The organism is Nocardia sp. NBC_00881 (genome assembly GCF_045207455.1).
In the GTDB taxonomy this organism is placed as follows: Bacteria; Actinomycetota; Actinomycetes; order Mycobacteriales; family Mycobacteriaceae; genus Nocardia.
The window spans coordinates 2,744,884-2,763,557 of sequence record NZ_CP108798.1 but is presented as its reverse complement, the minus strand read 5'-3'; the positions used below and the strand labels follow the sequence as shown (position 1 = coordinate 2,763,557).

Annotated in this window: 16 protein-coding genes and 1 pseudogene; 5 read left to right on the top strand and 12 right to left on the bottom strand. The window is 67.4% G+C overall.

Annotated features, from left to right (window positions below; all coding sequences use genetic code 11):
- Nucleotides 1-18: 18 nt before the first annotated feature.
- Genes pgl through tkt form a run of 5 tightly spaced genes read right to left on the bottom strand, consistent with a single transcriptional unit; the run spans nucleotide 19 to nucleotide 6,555 of the window.
- On the bottom strand, nucleotides 19-774 hold the full coding sequence (gene pgl, locus OH799_RS10825; protein ID WP_406278740.1) for a 6-phosphogluconolactonase: 756 nt from the start codon (nucleotides 772-774) through the stop codon (nucleotides 19-21).
- Nucleotides 767-1,675, bottom strand: coding sequence for a glucose-6-phosphate dehydrogenase assembly protein OpcA (gene opcA, locus OH799_RS10820; protein ID WP_406281979.1), 909 nt, complete (start codon nucleotides 1,673-1,675; stop codon nucleotides 767-769). Before opcA ends, pgl begins: the two co-directional genes overlap by 8 nt.
- Nucleotides 1,672-3,249 (bottom strand): glucose-6-phosphate dehydrogenase, encoded by a 1,578-nt coding sequence (gene zwf, locus OH799_RS10815; protein WP_406278737.1) that lies wholly within the window; start codon nucleotides 3,247-3,249, stop codon nucleotides 1,672-1,674. Before zwf ends, opcA begins: the two co-directional genes overlap by 4 nt.
- 3 nt (nucleotides 3,250-3,252) lie before the next feature.
- On the bottom strand, nucleotides 3,253-4,407 hold the full coding sequence (gene tal / locus OH799_RS10810; RefSeq protein WP_406278734.1) for a transaldolase: 1,155 nt from the start codon (nucleotides 4,405-4,407) through the stop codon (nucleotides 3,253-3,255).
- Nucleotides 4,408-4,413: 6 nt separating this feature from the next.
- Nucleotides 4,414-6,555, bottom strand: coding sequence for a transketolase (gene tkt / locus OH799_RS10805; protein WP_406278731.1), 2,142 nt, complete (start codon nucleotides 6,553-6,555; stop codon nucleotides 4,414-4,416).
- A 596-nt stretch (nucleotides 6,556-7,151) separates the two neighbouring features.
- On the opposite strand from tkt, the gene OH799_RS10800 reads away from it, so the two are divergent.
- Nucleotides 7,152-8,042, top strand: coding sequence for a heme o synthase (locus OH799_RS10800; RefSeq protein ID WP_406281976.1), 891 nt, complete (start codon nucleotides 7,152-7,154; stop codon nucleotides 8,040-8,042).
- Here OH799_RS10800 and OH799_RS10795 read toward each other — a convergent pair.
- Nucleotides 8,035-9,450, bottom strand: coding sequence for an FAD-dependent monooxygenase (locus OH799_RS10795; RefSeq protein WP_406278728.1), 1,416 nt, complete (start codon nucleotides 9,448-9,450; stop codon nucleotides 8,035-8,037). The two genes, OH799_RS10800 and OH799_RS10795, sit on opposite strands and share 8 nt — an antisense overlap.
- Nucleotides 9,451-9,527: 77 nt before the next feature.
- Between OH799_RS10795 and OH799_RS10790 the strand changes: the two genes are divergently transcribed.
- A complete protein-coding gene (locus OH799_RS10790) occupies nucleotides 9,528-10,136 on the top strand; it encodes a TetR/AcrR family transcriptional regulator (RefSeq protein WP_406278725.1) in 609 nt (202 codons plus the stop codon).
- Nucleotides 10,137-10,193: 57 nt separating this feature from the next.
- Here OH799_RS10790 and OH799_RS10785 read toward each other — a convergent pair whose 3' ends face one another.
- Nucleotides 10,194-11,159: a quinone oxidoreductase family protein gene (locus OH799_RS10785; protein ID WP_406278722.1), complete on the bottom strand. Its 966-nt coding sequence runs from the start codon at nucleotides 11,157-11,159 to the stop codon at nucleotides 10,194-10,196.
- Between the two features lie 62 nt (nucleotides 11,160-11,221).
- Between OH799_RS10785 and OH799_RS10780 the strand changes: the two genes are divergently transcribed.
- The 3 genes and pseudogenes from OH799_RS10780 to OH799_RS10770 all read left to right on the top strand — a co-directional run.
- Complete coding sequence (locus OH799_RS10780) at nucleotides 11,222-11,572, top strand: hypothetical protein (protein WP_406278719.1); 351 nt, start codon at nucleotides 11,222-11,224, stop codon at nucleotides 11,570-11,572.
- Nucleotides 11,573-11,575: 3 nt separating this feature from the next.
- Nucleotides 11,576-12,376, top strand: a complete 801-nt coding sequence (locus OH799_RS10775; protein ID WP_406278716.1) for a transporter substrate-binding domain-containing protein — start codon at nucleotides 11,576-11,578, stop codon at nucleotides 12,374-12,376.
- Between the two features lie 306 nt (nucleotides 12,377-12,682).
- A pseudogene (locus OH799_RS10770) lies at nucleotides 12,683-13,942 on the top strand (purine-cytosine permease family protein); the annotation flags it as partial.
- A 234-nt stretch (nucleotides 13,943-14,176) separates the two neighbouring features.
- Here OH799_RS10770 and OH799_RS10765 read toward each other — a convergent pair.
- The 5 genes from OH799_RS10765 to OH799_RS10745 all read right to left on the bottom strand — a co-directional run bounded on the left by OH799_RS10765 (nucleotide 14,177) and on the right by OH799_RS10745 (nucleotide 18,672).
- The gene (locus tag OH799_RS10765) at nucleotides 14,177-15,274 is read right to left on the bottom strand and encodes a cupin domain-containing protein (RefSeq protein WP_406278713.1); all 1,098 of its coding nucleotides are present in this window, start codon (nucleotides 15,272-15,274) and stop codon (nucleotides 14,177-14,179) included.
- A gap of 151 nt (nucleotides 15,275-15,425) precedes the next feature.
- Entirely contained in the window at nucleotides 15,426-15,665 is a 240-nt protein-coding gene (locus OH799_RS10760) for a hypothetical protein (RefSeq protein ID WP_406278710.1), read from the bottom strand.
- 24 nt (nucleotides 15,666-15,689) lie between these two features.
- Complete coding sequence (locus tag OH799_RS10755; RefSeq protein WP_406278707.1) at nucleotides 15,690-16,574, bottom strand: universal stress protein; 885 nt, start codon at nucleotides 16,572-16,574, stop codon at nucleotides 15,690-15,692.
- Nucleotides 16,575-16,685: 111 nt separating this feature from the next.
- Nucleotides 16,686-17,669 (bottom strand): prolyl aminopeptidase, encoded by a 984-nt coding sequence (pip, locus tag OH799_RS10750; RefSeq protein ID WP_406278704.1) that lies wholly within the window; start codon nucleotides 17,667-17,669, stop codon nucleotides 16,686-16,688.
- A 28-nt stretch (nucleotides 17,670-17,697) separates the two neighbouring features.
- Nucleotides 17,698-18,672 carry a COX15/CtaA family protein gene (locus tag OH799_RS10745; protein WP_406278701.1) on the bottom strand — a complete coding sequence of 325 codons (975 nt, stop codon included), beginning with the start codon at nucleotides 18,670-18,672 and terminating at the stop codon, nucleotides 17,698-17,700.
- Nucleotides 18,673-18,674 lie beyond the last annotated feature (2 nt).

The following is an 18,674-nucleotide window of genomic DNA, read 5'->3' as shown; positions in this document are numbered from 1 at the left end:
GCGCCCGTCCGCAAAAGGTCAGCGCAACGCGGCCGCGGCTTCCTGATCCAGCAGCCACGTGGTCGAGTCGATACCCATGGCACCCGCTGCGGGAATGTCCACCGGCTTCGCACCGGCCAAGGCCGCGGCGACCGCCTCTGCCTTGGCCGCGCCGCCTACCGCCAGCACCACGTGGCGGGTGCGGCGGACGGCGGGCAGGGTCAAGGTCACCCGGACCGGCGGCGGCTTCGGCGAATCCGTTACGGCGACAACGAGTTCGTGCTTCTCACGCACCGCGTCGGTGTGCGGGAACAGCGAGTTCACGTGACCTTCTCCGCCCATACCGAGCAAATGCAGGTCGAATGCGCTGTGCTCGGCGAGATAGGCATGCACGGCCGCGGAGTACTCGGCGGCGGCCTCGACCGGGTCGGGGTATTCGCCGTCGGAGGTCGCCACTGGATGCACCCGCGCCGGGTCCAGCGGCACGTGGTCGAGCAGTGCCTGCCTGGCCTGCAGATCGTTGCGCTCCGGATCGCCCGCGGGGACGAAACGCTCGTCTCCCCAGAACACGTCGAGCCGGGACCAGTCGATATCGCCGGGCGTCTTGTGCACTTGTTCGAGCAGTCCGATTCCGGTCCCGCCGCCGGTCAGCACCACCGACGCGGAGCCGCGCTCGGCCTGGGCCGCGACAACGATCGCGACGAAACGGGCCGCCGCGGCGGCGACCAGCGCGTCGGTGTCGAGATGGACCTCGACGGTGTCACTGGGGAATTCCGAATCGGTGTGGTCACTCATAGCTCACCTTCTCGATTCCGGCCAATGCCTCCGCGTAGATCTCGTCGGCATCCAGCCTGCGTAGTTCTTCGGCGAGACAGTCGCGAGTCTCCCTGCGCGCCAGCGCGATCCGCTGATCAGGATCGCCGGTGCGGGTGACCGTCGCGGTGCGGCCGGTCTGAGGCCGCTCGATCGCGAAGTCGACCGACGTGCGGTGCACCGCTACGCGTAGCGCGCCCGAGCGGCGGCGAACCGGGCAGCCGAGCCGGGTGGCCAGCCAGCCGGCCAGCATGTCCAATGCGGGCTCGTTGCGCAGCCCGGACACGGTCACCGACTCCACCGGTTCGAACGGCGGCTCGTCCAGCGCGGCGGCCAGCAGCGCACGCCAGTAGGTGATTCGGCTCCAGGCCAGGTCGGTGTCGCCGCTCGCGTAGGAGTCGAGTCGCTTCTTGATCGTGGCTTGCGGGTCGGCCGCGAACGTGGCGTCGGTGATGCGCCGGGCCGCCAGACGACCCACCGAGTCCTTGGATGGGAACTCCGGTGCGCCGCGCGGCCACCAGGCGACCACCGGCGTGTCCGGCAGCAGGAACGGGATGACGACGCTGTTTTCGTGGTTGACCAGATCGCCTTGCAGGCGAAGCACTATCACCTCGGCCGCGCCCGCGTCGCCGCCCACACGGATCTGCGCGTCCAGTCGGGTCTCGGCCTCCCGGTCGCCGCGAGCGAGCACGACCACGCGACAGGGATGCTCGCGGCTGGCGTCGTTCGCGGCGTCGATCGCGTCTTCGGCCTCGGAGCTGTCCAGCGTGCACACCACCAGGGTGAGCACCCGGCCCATGGTGATCACGCCGTTGCTCTCGCGTAGCTGCACCAAGCGCTTCGTGACCTCGCCGGTCGTGGTCTCCGGCATATCGATGATCACGGTCGCCGCCATTCGCGCCCAGTGCGGGCGAGCATCTCGTCGGCGGAAGGCGGACCCCAGGCGCCCGCCTCGTATGGTTCCGGTTTGCCCTCGGCGGACCAGCGCTCGAGTACCGGATCGAGAATGCGCCAGGACAATTCGACCTCCGCGTTCACCGGGAACAGCGACGGCACCCCGAGTAGCACGTCGAGGATCAGGCGCTCGTAGGCCTCGGGGGAGGACTCGGTGAACGCCTCGCCGTAGCTGAAGTCCATGTTGACGTCACGTACTTCCATGCCGGAGCCCGGCACCTTCGAGCCGAACCGCATGGTGATGCCCTCGTCCGGCTGTACCCGGATGACCAGCGCGTTCTGCCCCAGTTCCTCGGTCATGGTCTGATCGAACGGCAAGTGCGGCGCTCGCTTGAAGACCACCGCGATCTCGGTCACCCTGCGTCCCAAACGTTTTCCGGTGCGCAGGTAGAACGGGACGCATGCCCAGCGGCGGGTGTCGACCTCGAGGGTGATCGCGGCATAGGTCTCGGTGCGCGACTGGGGGTCGAACCCTTCCTCGTCCAGTAGGCCGACCACGTGCTCGCCGCCCTGCCAGCCCTCTGCGTACTGGCCGCGCGCGGTGGTTTCGTCCAGCGGCTCGACGAGCTTCGTCGCTGAAAGCACTTTGATCTTCTCGGCCTGCAGTTGCTTGGGCTCGAAGCTGATCGGCTCCTCCATGGCGGTGAGCGCGAGCAACTGCAGCAGGTGGTTCTGTATCACATCGCGCGCAGCGCCGATGCCGTCGTAATAGCCTGCGCGCCCGCCCAATCCGATGTCCTCGGCCATGGTGATCTGCACATGGTCGACGTAGTTGGCGTTCCAGATCGGGTCGAACAGCTGGTTGGCGAAGCGCAGTGCCAGGACGTTCTGCACCGTCTCCTTGCCGAGATAGTGGTCGATGCGGAACACTGTCTCTTCCGGGAACACCCGGTTGACCAGCGCGTTGAGTTCCTGGGCGCTTTCCAGGTCATGCCCGAACGGCTTCTCGATCACCACGCGCCGCCACGGTTTTCGGCCCGCCTCGTCGGTGCCTGTCGGCTGTGCAAGCCCATGTTCGGAGAGCTGATCGAGCACGACGGGGAACATGTTCGGCGGAATCGACAGGTAGAAGGCGTGATTGCCGCCGGTGCCGCGCTCCTTGTCCAGCGTGGCCAGGGTGTCGGCGAGGGTGGCGAATGCCGCGTCGTCATCGAAGCTGCCCTGCACGAACCGGATTCCCTCGGCGAGCTGGTCCCAGACCTCCTGACGGAAAGGGGTGCGCGCGTGCGCGCGCACCGCGTCGAGGACGACCGCGGCGAAGTCCTCGTCCGCGTAGTCGCGGCGGGCGAAGCCGACCAAGGCGAAGCCCGGTGGCAGCAGCCCCCGGTTCGCCAGGTCGTAGATGGCCGGCATCAGTTTCTTCCGGGACAGATCACCGGTGACGCCGAAGATCACCATGCTGCACGGGCCCGCGATGCGCGGGAGTCGTTTGTCCCGCTTGTCGCGGAGCGGGTTCTTCCAGGCGATCGTTGCTGGTTTTCCCGTGGATGCTGTACCGGCCATCGGTCAGCTGTTCCCGGATACGTCAGTTCCGGAGGCGGTAGCCGAGTTCAACTCTTGGGCCGTGGCGGACAGCAACTCCTCCCAGGACTTCTCGAACTTGTCCACGCCTTCGCGCTCGAGCACCGCGAACACGTCGTCCAGGTCGATGCCGACCGCGACCAACTTGTCGAAGACCTCCTGGGCCTCCGCGGCGGTGCCGCTGACGGTGTCGCCCCGGATCTCGCCGTGCTCGGCGACGGCCTCCAAGGTCTTCTCCGGCAGCGTGTTCACCGTGTTCGGCGCCGCCAGCTCGGTGACGTACATGGTGTCGGAGTAGTCCGGGTTCTTCACGCCGGTCGAAGCCCACAGCGGCCGCTGGCGATTCGCGCCGACCGCGGCCAGGTTCGTATAGGTGGAGGTGCGCTTGCCGCCGTCGAACACGTCCTGGTACTCGGCGTAGGCCAGACGCGCGTTCGCTATACCAGCTTGACCGCGCAGCGCGAGCGCTTCGTCGGTGCCGATCGCCTCCAGCCGCTTGTCGATCTCGGTGTCCACCCGGGACACGAAGAACGAGGCGACCGAATGGATCTTGGCCGAATCGTGCCCGGCGATCTTGGCCTTCCGTACGCCGTCCAGGTACGCGCCCATCACCGAGCGGTAGCGCTGGACCGAGAAGATCAGCGTGACGTTCACGCTGATTCCCTCCGCGAGCACGGCCGTAATCGCGGGCAAGCCCGCCTCGGTGGCGGGGATCTTGATGAACAGGTTGGGCCGGTCGACGATCTTCCACAGCTCCACGGCCTGGGCGGTGGTCTTCTCCGCGTCGAACGCCAGACGGGGATCGACTTCGATGGAGACCCGGCCGTCCACACCGCCGGTCGCCTCATACACCGGGGCGAACACATCGCAGGCGGCGCGCACGTCGTCGGTGGTGATGGTCCGCACCGCGGCGTCGGCGTCCGCACCTTGGGCGGCGAGCTCCTTCACCTGGCCGTCGTAGGCGTGCCCCTGGCTCAGCGCACCCTGGAAGATCGTCGGGTTGGTGGTGACCCCGACGACGCTGCGGGTGGCGATCAAGTCCGCCAGATTGCCGGACTGGATCCGGCCCCTGGACAGATCGTCGAGCCACACGGAGACGCCTGCGGTGGAGAGGGCGGCGAGATTTTCGTTCTGTGCCATGAGCGCTTATCCCTTCACGTTCTCGAGCGTGCGCTGCGCTGCGGCAACGACGGCTTCCGGAGTGAAACCGAATTCGCGGAACAGGGTCTTGTAGTCGGCGGAGGCGCCGAAGTGCTCGATCGATACGATCTCGCCCGCGTCACCGACGAACCGGTACCACGGCATCGCGATACCGGCCTCGACGACGACACGAGCGGCCACCGCGGGCGGGAGCACCTCGTCCCGGTAAGCCTTGTCCTGCGCGTCGAACCACTCCACACACGGCATCGACACCACGCGGGTTCCGATGCCCTGCTCCTCCAGCGTAGTGCGGGCGGCGACCGCGAGTTGGAGCTCCGAACCGGTAGCGATGAGGATCACCTGCGGTGTGCCGGTGGACGCCTCGGCCAGGACGTAGCCGCCCTTCGATACGCCCTCGTAGCTGGTGCCTTCCTGGATCGGCAGATCCTGTCGGGTCAGCGCCAGCCCCGACGGGCCGTCCTGATGCGGCAGCTCGGAGACCGAGAAGTGCGAGGTGTGCTCGCTGCTATCGCGCTCGAGGATGGTGCGCCAGGCGTATGTGGTCTCGTTGGCGTCGCCGGGGCGGACCACGTTCAGGCCGGGAATGGCGCGCAGCGCGGCCAGATGCTCGATCGGCTGGTGTGTAGGCCCATCCTCGCCGAGGCCGATGGAGTCATGGGTCCACACGTAGATCGCGGGCACTCGCATCAGCGCGGCCAGGCGAACCGCAGGACGCATGTAGTCGCTGAACACCAGGAAGGTGCCGCCGTAGGGGCGGGTCGGGCCGTGCAGGGCGATGCCGTTGAGGATCGAGCCCATCGCGTGCTCGCGGACACCGAAGTGCAGGGTGCGGCCGTACGGGTTGGCCTTCCACATGCCGGTCGAAATCGACTCCGGCCCGAAGCTGGGCTGGTCTGGCATGGTGGTGTTGTTGGACTCGGCGAGGTCGGCCGAACCGCCCCACAGCTCAGGCAGCACCGGCGCGAGCGCGGCGAGCACCTTGCCGGAGGCCTTACGGGTGGCCATGCCCTTCGGATCCGCTTCGTAGGTCGGCAGGTTGGCTGCCCAGCCTTCGGGCAGGCGCCGCTCGGCGAGGCGATCGAACAGCGCCTTGTTCGCCGGGTTCGCCGCGGCCCACGCGTCGAACGACCGCTGCCATTCCTGGTGGGCCTCCCGACCGCGCTCGATAGCCTTGCGGGTGTGCGCGATGACCGCATCGTCCACCTGGAAGCTCTGCTCCGGGTCGAAGCCGAGGATTTTCTTGGTGGCGGCCACCTCGTCGGCGCCCAGCGCGGCGCCGTGCGCTGCCCCGGTGTTCATCTTGCCCGGCGCTGGGTAGCCGATGATGGTACGCAACACGATGATCGAGGGCTTGCCGGTCTCGGCCTTGGCCGCGGCCAGCGCGGCTTCGATCGCGACGACGTCCTCGCCGCCCTCGAGTACCTGCACGTGCCAGTCGTAGGCCTCGAAGCGCTTCGCGACGTCCTCGGTGAAGGCGATGGTGGTGTCGTCCTCGATGGAGATCCGGTTGTCGTCGTAGACCAGGACGAGATTGCCGAGCTGCTGGGTGCCCGCGAGCGACGACGCCTCGGAGGTGACGCCCTCCTCGAGGTCACCGTCGGAGGCAACCACATAGACGAAGTGGTCGAACGGGCTGGTGCCTGGCGCAGCGTCGGGGTCGAACAGGCCGCGTTCGCGCCGTGCCGCCATCGCCATGCCGACCGCCGAGGCCAGGCCCTGGCCGAGTGGGCCGGTAGTGATCTCGACGCCGTCGGTGTGGCGGAACTCCGGGTGACCCGGGGTGAGCGAGCCCCACTTGCGCAGGTTCTTCAGGTCGTCCAGTTCCAGACCGAATCCGGCCAGATAGAGCTGGATGTACTGAGTCAAGCTGGAGTGGCCGCAGGAGAGCACGAACCGGTCCCGGCCCACCCAGGTGGGATCGCTGGGGTCGAGACGCATCGTGCGCTGGTAGAGCGTGTACGCCAGCGGCGCCAGACTCATCGCCGTGCCGGGATGACCGTTCCCGGTGTTCTGCACCGCGTCGGCGGCCAGGACCCGGATGGTGTCGACGGCCTTGGTGTCCAGATCCGTCCAGTCGTCCGGGTGGTTCGGCTGAGTGAGGGCGCGGATGTCGTCTGTGACTGACACGACCGAGGTTCTCCTGACATTGGTTTCGTCGACGGCGGCAAGTTTCTGACGGCGATGAACGCACGGCAGCGATGGCGTGCATACCGGTTTACTCAACTACCCTAGATGTGCCGCTTGACCGGCACAGCAGTAACCCGTGTTTAGCGTGCGGCTGTGTCGTCTGAGGGGCGGCGGGAGTTCGGACCTGCAGGCGGTGCCCGGTGTCGCTCGGAAAGAGGCGAGTGGTCGGCGGCGTAGGTGGGTGCAGAGTGGACTCGAATGGTGCGGTGGGGACCGCGTGGGGGACCGGTCTGATAGGTCAGGTTTCGGCGGGGTTGCGCGGGGGCGCGGGGAGAGGAGGAGGCGCCGGGGGTCTACCATCCTTTGTAGTAGTCGCGCCGCGCCGGGTCTGGAGGGGCGTCGGGATGGGCGGAGGTCCAACGGCGCATCGGGACCGCCGGGACTCGTGGCGCTGCTGGTCCAGGCCGGAGGCGATGCACAGCGTGCGAGGAGAGACAGTGCGGATTGGGCAACAGCCGGGTGGCGATGGCGCACACGGCTCCTCCGCGACGGCGCTGGCCGATCGGTTCACGGGTCCCGGCCTACCTTCTCGACTCATGCGGCGGATGTTGGCGTACATCGCGCTGACCAAACCCCGCGTTATCGAACTGCTGCTGGTCGCCACGATTCCCACCATGCTGCTCGCGGGTCGTGGCACGGTCGACCTCCGGTTGATCGTGGTCACGCTGTTCGGCGGCTGGATGGGCGCCGCGAGCGCGAACACGCTGAACTGTGTCGCCGACGCCGACATCGACAAGGTGATGAAGCGTACCGCCAAACGTCCGCTGGCCAGGGACGCGGTGCCGACCAGGAATGCCTTCGTGTTCGGTGTGCTGCTGGGCGTCGGCTCGTTCGGCTGGTTGTGGTGGCAGGCGAACCTGCTCAGCGGCCTGCTCGTGGTCGCGACGATCCTGTTCTACGTCTTCGTGTACACGCTCGGCCTCAAGCGCCGCACGGCGCAGAACGTGGTCTGGGGTGGCGCGGCGGGCTGCATGCCCGCGCTGGTCGGCTGGTCGGCAGTAACCGGCGGCATCGGCTGGCCCGCGCTCGCGCTGTTCGGTGTCATCTTCTTCTGGACACCGCCGCACACCTGGGCGCTGGCCATGCGTTACAAGGAGGACTACCGCGCGGCGGGCGTGCCGATGCTGCCGGTGGTGGCCACCGAGCGGACCGTCACCAAGCAGATCGTCATCTACACCTGGCTGACGGTGCTCACCACCCTGGCCCTCGCGCCGGCGACCGGTGTGGTCTACACAGCCGTGGCCCTGGTGGCCGGAGCGTGGTTCCTGCTCATGGCCCACCAGCTGTACGCGGGTGTGCGGCGCGGCGAATCAGTGAAGCCGCTGCGGCTGTTCCTGCAGTCGAACAACTACTTGGCCGTGGTGTTCTGCGGCCTCGCGGTGGACTCGGTGCTCGGCTGGGACACCATCGGCAGCTTATTCAATTGATCGCGCCCACGTAGCCGTCCGGCCGGATGAGTACGCAGGTGCCCTCGGCCGCGGCGTAGGCGGTGTGCGCGTGCCCGTCGACATCCACCACATGCGGTCCCGCCACCGGCATCCCAGGGCGAACCACCGCATACGCGTCCAGCCCGGCCGGGGCGGTGCCGCCGAACGACAGCAGCGTCGCGTGCGGTCCGCGGAACAGGTCGAACAGTCGGATCGGTCGTCCCGCTTCATCTTTCAGCGGCGCGTCCGGTGCGCGATCGCCCGCCGCCAGCGGTTCGTACGCGGCCGGGTCGCGGTAGCTGATGTCCAGCTGCTGGGTCTCCGAACCGCGTCGCATGGCGTCCTCGTCGCCGTCGACCAGCTTGTCCAGCAGTTCCGAGCTCAGACCGAGTACCCGGGCAGCCACCGTCCTCCGCTCGGATTCGTAGCTGTCCAGCGGTGCGTCGTCACCGGCGAGGGCGGCGGCCAGCTTCCAGCCGAGGTTGTAGCCGTCCTGGATGCCGGTGTTCATCCCTTGTCCTCCGGTGGGCGGATGCGCGTGCGCGGCGTCACCGGCCAGAAAGACGCGACCGTCGCGGAACTTTTGGGCCAAGCGGACATTCGGCCGCCACACCGTGACCCAGCTGAGCTCGGTCAGGGTGATGTCATCGCGTCCGCAGTAGCGGTCCACGTACTTCTGAAGTAGCGCGAGACTCGGCTGCGCGTCGCCGGTGAACGGGGCGGCGAACTGGAACTGGCGCCCACCGGGCAACGGCGACAGGGCGATGCCCTCCATCGGCCGGTCGGCGGCTGCGAACCAATAACCGAACTCGTGGTCTAGCGCGTCGGCGCGCACGTCGCCTAGCAGCATCCGGATCGACTCGTCGGTGTTGCCCTCGAACGGAATGCCCAACGTCTTGCGCACGATGCTCTTCCCGCCGTCGGCACCGACCAGGTAGGCGGCGCGCACGGTCTCGCGTGCGCCGTCGCGCTCCAGCGTCGCCGTGACGGCACCCTCGTTCTGGTAGAAGGCGACCAGCGTGGTGCCGAGTTCGACGTGCACGCCGAACTCGGCGAGCCGATCGCGCAGGATGCCCTCGGTCCCGGACTGGCTGAGCACCCAAGGATTCGGGTAGGGGACGGTGGGCGTCGGCTCGATCGGCTCCCACATCCTGCGCTCGGTGACGAACTCGCCGTCGAGGTGGACGCGCATCGCGGGTATCGGCATCCCGGCCGCGCGCACCGCGTCGAGCACACCAAGGTCGTCGAACACCTCCAGCGTGCGCGGCTGGATGCCGTCGCCGCGGGAACCGGCGAAGAACTTCGCGGCCTTGTCGATGATGCGGACCGGGATGCTCCGGCGAGCGAGGTCGAGAGCGAGGGTAAGGCCGGTGGGGCCGGCACCCGCGACAAGGACGAGCTGAGCCATAGCTACTCCTGATGAAATTGATTTCAGTGAATGAAAGTTCAGTATGTGAGTTGGTACGTTTCCGTGTCAAGGAGGTGATGCGGGTGTCCCTGAGCCGCAAGGAGAAGTCGGCCGAGACCGAGCAGGCGCTGAAGGCCGCCGCACTGCGGCTGTTCGCCGAGCGCGGCTATCTGAATACCAAGATCACCGACATCACGACGACCGCGGGCCGGGCCGCGGGGTCGTTCTACAACCATTTCGCAAGCAAGGAAGAACTGCTTCAAGCACTACTGAGCGACCTGTCCGCGGCGGGTGACGAGCGCGCGGAGAAGCCCGACCACAACCCGGACTTCAGCGACCCGGAGGCGGTGCGTTACCACGTCGCGGGGTACTGGGCCTTCGCGCGGGAACATGCGGCGGTGCTACGCGCGGTGAACCAGGCGGCCTTGGTCAACGACGACTTCGCTCGCATGGTCGCGCGGTTCGGGCGTGAGCAGCGCGCGGACATCATCGACCACGTGGAAGGCTTCGCCGACAAGGGATTGCGGCTGCCGAGCACGGCCGACGCCAGTTTGGCGATGATGTTCCTGCTCACCCAAAGCCTGGTGGTCGCGGTCGAGGACGGCACAGTGGACCTGACCGACGAGCAAGCGGTGAACGGCTTGACTCGCTTCGTCTACCGTGGACTCACCGGGCGAGATTGCTGATGGGCGGTGGGCAAGCGGCGACTGACCCACGGCCGATGCTTTCCGGCCGGCCGTGGCTCAGGGGAGCAGAACGATGGAACCCGTGGTCTTGCGGCCCTCCAGGTCGCGATGGGCCCGCTCGGCGTCGGCGAGCGGGTAGGTGCCGCCGATTCGGATGTTCAGTGAGCCGTCGGCAATGGCGCCGAGTACATCGCCTGCGCGCCAGGTCAATTCGGCGCGGTCGCGGATGTAGTGCGCGAGGGTCGGGCGAGTGACGGAGAGTGAACCGGCCGGGCCGAGCCGTTGTATGTCGAACGGCGGCACGGGGCCGCTCGCGGCGCCGAACAGGGCGAGCGTGCCGCGGACGCGCAGCGAGGCCAGGCTCGACTCGAAGGTCGACGCGCCGACGCCGTCGTAGACCGCGGCCACGCCGACGCCGTCGGTGAGTTTGCGCACCCGGTTGGCGAGATCGTCGCCGTAGCGCAGCACCTCGGCGGCGCCCGCCGCGCGGGAAAGGGTTTCTTTGTCGTCGGAGGACACCGTCGTGATCACCCGGATTCCGCGCGCCGTGGCCAGCTGGGTCAGGATCAGCCCGACACCGCCCGCACCCGCGTGCACCAGCACGGTTTCCCCTGGCTCCGGTTTGTAGATCGACTCGATCAGGTAGTGCGCCGTCATGCCCTGCAGCAGCGCCGAGGCGGCCACCGCAACCTCGACTCCGTCCGGCACCGCGATGGCGACGGCGGCGTTCACCGCCACCTTCTGCGCGTAACTGCCCGGCGCGGCCGCCCACGCCACCCGGTCGCCGACCGCGAACTCGCTCACGTTCGCGCCGACCTCGGTGACGACGCCGGTGCCCTCGGCGCCCGGGATGTACGGGACGTCCTGGGGGTAGCGGCCGGTGCGGATGTAGGTGTCGATGAAATTGATGCCGATCGCCTGCGTGTCGACCAGCAGCTGGTCCGGCCCGATGCGTGGATCGGGCACGTCCACGTACTTCAGGACCTCGGGACCACCGTGTTCGGAAACCTGAATGGCGTGCATGAGTTCCAGTTGTACACCCGAGCGGCTGGGCTGCTTTCTACCGGTCGGTAAACTCTGTTGTCATGAGTACTCGAGCCGCTACGGCCCCGGCGAAGTTGTCGGGCGCCCTCGTGGAGTCCGTCAAGGGATTCGTCTCCGATCACGGCGGTTCCGCCACGGCCGTGCTCCAGCCTCTCGGGCGCATCGGCGTCCGCGTCACCCTGGTAGGCGCCGACGGCGTTCTCGGTGACCGGGTCGTTGCCGACCTGGACACCGCCGAGGAGCTCGTCGGTTTCGTCGACGGCCTGACCGAATCCGGCGAATGGGATCGCGAGCTCACCTCGGTCGTCACGCCGCGTCGAGGCCACTGGGCCAAGATGGCGGGCTGGGTCGCCCGCCAGACCCGTTTCCCCAAGGCGCGCAACGAGGACTGAGCGGTGCGCAATCGAGTTATGCGGCTGACCGGCCGCATCGGCGCAGTCTTCGTCGCCGGCTGGACAGCCCTTGCCGCGTCGGTGCTTCCGGCCGCCGCGCAGGAGCTGTCGAATGCCTTGCGCGCCTGCACCCCCGGGGACTATCCGCCATACTCCGTCGGCGACGGTGCGGATGGTTACCGTGGCGTCGACATCGATCTCGCGGAGGAATTCGCGGCCGTGCTCGGCCGCCCGGTGGAGTTCGTGCCGGTGACGTGGGCGACGCTGAGGACGGATTTCGCCGAGCGGCACTGCGATATCGCCGTCGGCGGCATCTCCGATCAGCCGTCCCGTCGCATCTTCGCCAACTTCTCGATCACCTACGGCACCGACGGCAAGACGCCGATCACGCGCCGTTCGAGCGGCACCGACTTCTCGACGATCGAGCAGATCAACCGGCCCGGCGTCCGAGTGATCGCGAATCGGGGTGGCACAAACGAGGAATTCGCGCGCAAGAATTTCCCGGACGCGCAGCTCATCCTGTGGCCCGACAACCTGACGATCTTCGGGGAGATCGAACAAGGCCGTGCCGACGTGTTCGTTACCGACTCGGTCGAGGGCCGCTACCGCGTGCGTCAGCACCCGGACCTGCAAGTGCTGCACCCGGAGACGCCGTTCGACTCGTTCGGCAAGGTGCTCTTGGTTCGCAAGGACGACCAGCTCTTGGCCACCGCCCTCAATGCCTGGTTGGCGACACAACTCGCGACGGGTTCGGTCGACCGGCTATTCGACCAGTGGATCGGGCCGAACGCTTCCATCGGCTGAAGGACCCGCCGCGGCGGGTCAGGGACTCCTGGGCCGTCATATTCGCTGCTGTAACCAACACGCCGAATCGCCTTGGCCGTCGTCCTCGACGCCGCGATAGCGGCAGGCGTACTCCACAAGTTCGCTGACAAAGTGCCAGCACTGGACACCCGGAGGCGGGGTGCGGCTGTGCTGCTGAAGGGGCTTGCGCAAACCGTTGCAGACCTTACACTCGTTTATTGTGCCGTCAGTCAGCGGTTCAATGAGCGAGTGTACGTACTTGCGCCGGTCGGTTCGGACAACCCGCTCCCGTCGAACGGATTTCACATGGCAGTGAAAGCAGCGAGGCCTTCGGACTGGTCCTTCGAGCGCAAAGGCACCGAGTGGGTCACCGACGAGGAACGCCGGGGAAAGCCGCGTGCTCTGTTCTGGCCGTGGGCTGCCACGAGCTGCAACGTGGTCCTGATGTCATTCGGTCCGTATGTGACAGCGCTCGGCCTCGACTGGCACCTTGCGGCGCTGGCCGCGGCGGTTGGCGCGGTCTTTTCCTTCGGCCTGCTCGGCCTGGTTTCTCTGGCCGGGCAGCAGGGCGGGGCGGTGACGATGGTGGCAGGCCGCGCGGCATTCGGATTCCACGGCAACAAGATCCCGACCTTGCTCAGCTACCTTGCGTTGGTGGGGTGGGAGACGTTCTCGGCGGTCTTGGCGGCCCTCGCGGCTCGCACCGTGGCGCATCGCCTCGACCCGGACATGAATACCGATCCGGTCATGGTCGTCGCACTGGTCACGGTCATCCTGATAACCACCGTGGTCGGAATCTACGGCTGCCATGTGATCTTGCGAATCCAGAAGTGGTTTGCCCTCGTATTCGCCGGGCTGTCGGTCGGCTACTTCGTGCTGACGTTACCCAACATCTCGTTCGCGGCACATGGCCAGGCGAGCGTGGGTGCGTTCGCGGGCGGTGTCATGCTGGTCGCCAATACACTCGGCCTGAGCTGGATCAACTGCGCGGCCGACTACACTCGATATCTTCCTCGTGAGTCAAGTAAACGCGCGCTGGTCGGCTGGACCACGTTCGGAGGTACCGCACCTGCCATCGTGCTGATGGGGTTCGGGACATTGTTGGCCGCAGGAAACCCCGACGTCGCGGAGCAGGCCGCGACCGATCCGGTGAGTGCCCTGTCAGCCCACTTGCCCACCTGGTTCCTGGTGCCGTATCTGGCGCTGGCGTTGCTAGGGTTCGTGTCTGGTTCCATTATCGGCCTGTACTCCTCAGGGCTTGCACTGCAAACGTTGGGCGTCCGGATCCCTCGGCATTTCACCGTGTTGGTCGATGCGGTGCTGATCGCCGCCGCAGGCGGGTATGTGGCCTTCGCCGCGCCAGGCTTCTTTGCGCCATTTCAGGCGTTCCTCACCACGACCGGGGTGGTGATGGCCGCCTGGACGGGCGTGTACGTGGTCGACATATGGCAACGGCGTCGTCCGGGGTATGACCGTGTGGCTCTCTACAGCCTGACCGGTGGCTATGGCCGGGTGAACATCGCCGGGGTCGGCTGCCTGGTTGTTGCGACGATTGTCGGCCTCGGCCTGGTCACCTCCCCTGATCCGCATATCGGCCCGCTGCTGGGCTACCTGTTCACGCCGGCGGCCCGCGCAGGAAGCCTGGGGAGCAGCAATCTCGGCGTGTTCGTCGCCCTAGTCCTCGCGACCGTGGGGTACGCGGCCTTACACCGGGTGCGCCCGCTCTCGCAGATGCCGAACGCGCCCGAGCAGTCGGGGATCGTTTCCCAGGACGATGACGGCTGCGCCCGATTGCTTGGACTACGGGGCAAGGGGGTTGTTTCGGGTGACGATCAGGGGGTCGGTGGGGGTGAAGGGGAGGTCAAGGAGTTCGTCGAGGGTGGTGCCGAATGTCGCGGCGAGGACTTTGCGGGAGTAGGCGCTCATCGAGGCGCGGTAGCCGATGTCGGCGGGTGTCGGTTGGTCGAAGAAGATCAGCAGGTGAATTCGGGGTGAGTCGACGACCTCGATATGGTGGGGGTAGGCGCGGGGGATGAAGTACACCTCACCTTCCTTCACGGTGTAGGTGTCCAAGGTCCCGTCCGGATCCATGACCGTCATACGTGCGGAACCGTGGTGGACGTAGCCCATTTCGGCGGTGACCGGATGCCAATGTGGTTCGCGCATGCCGTCTTCCCGGACCCGCAGCGAGTACATCGAGATGTCGTGCAGTGCCGGCCAGAACTGCTCGCGGGCGGTGCGCGCGGAGCCGACCGGTGAGTCCACCGTCGCCGGTATCGCTTCGATGGCGAAGTGATGTGGATCGCCGAAATGGGCGGCGGCCGGGATGTCGGGTTCGCCGTCGCGTTGCGCGATGAGCCTGGCGGTGGTGCTGCGCCGGACCTCGGCGAAGTCCGCGGCAGACAGGTCGTAGGTGTTGCCGAGCACGGAGTCGGTCATCGCGCCGAGAGCAGCGCTGAATCCGAAGTCCTCAGGTCGCTCATGGCGGAACGCCAGGATGAATTCCGCGTCGGTGCCGCCGACGTTCTCGACGTGGTGCAGGGCGCCGGAATCGATGTGGAACATTTCCCCGGCACTCACCAGGAATGAGGCGAAGTTACTGCCGTTGTCCAGTATCGATACCAGCGCCTGCCCGGCGGTGCAGTAGGTGAGTTCGGTGGCATTCGCGTGCCAGTGCGGTTCGCGAACCGCGCCGGGCGCCAGCCTGAGGCGTTTGATCGAGAGCCCGCTGAGGATCGGAAAACTGTCGGCGGTGAGTCTGGTCAGCGAACCGAGTTCGCTGCGGTAGACCTCTTCGCCCTTCCGCAGCGAGGCGACATGGATCGACGGATTGCACACGGTCCCTCCTTGCTCGCAGGTTCGAGATCGTTCTGTTCGATTCTGCGCGCCCGGGTGCATCGTATTTCGCGGCCTGCACGACCGCGGCCGCACTGTTCGGTGCAGGAGTGGCGCGCCGACCGCTACGGTCACCATGCTGTCCGGCGGTCCACCGGCCCGTCCCGGCTGCTCAACGAGCCGTTCTTCAGCGAACCGTGTGGGGCGTGCGAGATCAGGCTTGGTCCGAGCGATTCCGGAGCTGGTCGATGCCCCAGTGCATCAGCGAGCCGGCCCCAACGAGGTAGAGGACGCCCGCGGCGACCACCATAATGCCGTAATCCGATGTCAAGCGGGGGATTTCGACTACTACGGCCAGCGCGGTGACCACCATCACCACGCCGAGGACCAGCGCGACCGGTGCGAGTGGCACGAGGTCCGGGTCGCGCTGTCCAGGGTGTAGATCGTGGCTCATAACAATGGCCTCCTGTGGGAAGTTCTACTGTTCGCGGCAGATGACCACTGGCCGCGGCGAGTGGTGCAGCAGGTTCTGACTGGTCGAGCCGACCAGGAGCCCGGTGAGGCGGTTGTGCCCGCGGCTGCCGATCAGCACCATTTGCGCGTCCTCGGCGTGCTCGAGCAGGGACTGCGCGGGCAAGCTCTTCTGAACCACCTTGGTGACCGCGACGTCCGGATACTTCTCGCTCCATCCGGCAAGGCGCTCGGACAGCAGTGCCTTCTCCCGCTGGGCGAGGGTGGTCCAGGCGTCGGGTACCGGAGTCCATTGCAGCAGGTCCGGGTCGTTCCAGGCGTGCAATGCCAGCACCCCGACGTCGAGCACCGACGCCAACTCGAATGCCTCGCCGATCGCGGCGGCGCTGCCCGGGCTGCCGTCGACACCGACCAGAACAGGCCGCCGATCCGGCAGCGGATGGTCGGTCTTTCCGCGCCATACGGCCACCGGACAGGTCGCCTTGTTCGCGACCACGAGCGCCGTGGACCCGAGCAGCAGCGTGCTGAACCGGTCGGTGGGCTTCGCGGCCAGCACGACTATGCGCGCTGCCGCGCTGCGTTCGATCAGTTTGCGTGCGGGAATGCCAGCTTCGACGATCCGCTGAATCTCCGCCTGTGGTTGGTCGCCGCGCACGGCCGCGAATGCCTCTTCGACCTTGCGCTGCGCCGCGGCGCGGAGTTCGGGAAGCAGATCGGTCTCCGCCAACGCCACCGCAGTCAGCGGATGGTCGAGCGCGGGAGCGACGCCTAACAGCACCAGCGGGACACACTGGCGGGCCGCCAAGTCGCCCGCCCAGCGAGCTGCGGCCAGTGCCGTAGCGGTGCCGTCGACTCCGACGACGATCGACCGGTGGTCAGCTGGCGTGCTCATCTGGTCTCCGGTTGCTCGCGTCGACTGGGTGCCTTTCACACTTGCAGCCGGAAACTGCCGACAACGGGGTCGCCGGACACCGATGACGGGGACCAAAGTCCCAATTCGGACTTAACTCGCGAATCGGGCGATGGCTCGCAGGGTTGCGGTGCGCATGGCCGGGCTGCCGGTATGTCCCGAATTTTCGATGACCTGGAGTTCCGCGTCGGGCCACGCTTCGGCCAGCTGCCAGGCGGTGTACAGCGGGCCGCTCAGATCGAGTCTGCCGTGGATCAAAACGCCGGGGATGCCCGCCAGTCGATATGCCTCGCGCAGCAGTTGACCGTCCTCGAGCCAGGCGGCGTTGGCGAAGTAATGCGTGCAGATCCGCACGAAGGCCAGCCGTGCCGCGTCCGTTTTGGCGCTGTATTGGCCTGGGCTGCCGAGGTTTTCGTGCGCGATCACGGCGTCCTCCCAGTCGCACCACCGCCGCGCCGCCAAGTCGCGAGTCGCCGGGTCGGGGTTTTCGATCAGACGGCGATAGGCTTCGACGAGATCGCGGCCGCGGTCGGAGGCGGGCACGCCGTTGCGGAAGGTCTCCCACTCCTCGGGTAGCAGTCGCGCGACCCCGCGATAGAGCCAGTCGATCTCTTCTGGTCTGGTCATCGTGACGCCGACGAGCACAATGCCGCTGACCTGCTCCGGGTGACGCTCGGCGTAGGCGAGGATCAGCGTCGAACCCCAGGAGCCGCCATGGAGCAGCCACCGGTCGATCCCGAGGTGTTCGCGCAGCCGTTCCATGTCGGCGATCAGATGGTCGGTGGTGTTGTGCGCCATGTCGACCGCTGGGTCGGAGGCGTGCGGCAGGCTTTCCCCGCAGCCGCGCTGGTCGAACAAGACGATCCGGTAGACCTCCGGGTCGAACGACTTGCGTGCGCCCCGTCGTCCTCCACCGCCGGGACCGCCGTGCACGACCAGCGCTGGTCTGCCGTTCGGGTTGCCGCTCGTCTCCCAGTAGATCCGGTGTCCGTCACCGACGTCGAGCAGTTCGTGGTCGTATGGCTCGATGTCCGGGAATGTCTCGGCGGCTTCGGTTTTCGGCTCAGGCGTCGGCACGTACGACAACGGTACCCGCAACGGGCGGTCAGGCCGCCTGCGTTGCGGTGTCCGGTACCGGCGCTCCGACCCGTTCCCTGCTGCGCAGTGAGGCCCACAGTGCGGCAGTCGCGGCAGTACAGGCCGCTGCTCCGCCGACGTGCACGACGATCAGGGCCGCGGGAACATCGGTGAAGTACTGCACCACGCCGACCAGCGCCTGCGAGCAGACCAGCGCGAGCAGCGTGAACAGGCGGGTGCGGACCGCGGGTGTGATGCCGACGGCGAACAGACCGAATGCCAGGCCGATCAGCAGCGCGAGATACCCGACCAGCAACTGCGAGTGCAGGTGCACCAGCGTGACGATCTCGATCTGCAGACGCTCGACGGGGCGCTCGATGCTCTTGTCGCCCGCGTGCGGCCCCGCCGCGGTCACCATGGTGCCCGCGATGAGCACAGCGCTCAGCGCCACACCGCTGAGCCCGGTGAGCCAGCGCAGCGGCGCGGGCGCCCGTACGGTGTCGATGCCGTCGTCGGGTTCGCCGATCTTCGCGTACAGCACCACCGCGAGCCACACCATCACCATGGATGCGAGCAGGTGCAACGAGACCGTCCACCACAGCAGGCCCGTGCGCACCGTGATGCCGCCGATGATCGCCTGCACCACCGTGCCGCCGGGCATCAGCCACGCGTACACGAGCACTTCGCGGCGGCGGCGTGCACGGGTCACCGCGAGCACCACCAGCGCGGCACACAGCGTGACGGCGAAGGTGAGTAGCCGGTTGGAGAATTCGACGGCCTGGTGGATGGCCGGAACCTCCGAGACCGCGACCGGGGTGAAGCTGCCGGGGAAGCACTGCGGCCACGTCGGGCAGCCGAGGCCGGACGCGGTGACCCGGACGACGGCGCCGGTGACCGAGATGCCCGCCTGGGAGAGGATGACCGCGACCGCGATCAGGCGCTGCACCGGCGGCGAGGGCAGCGGCAGCTTGTCGACGAGTCGCAAAAACGCGCGATACAGCACGT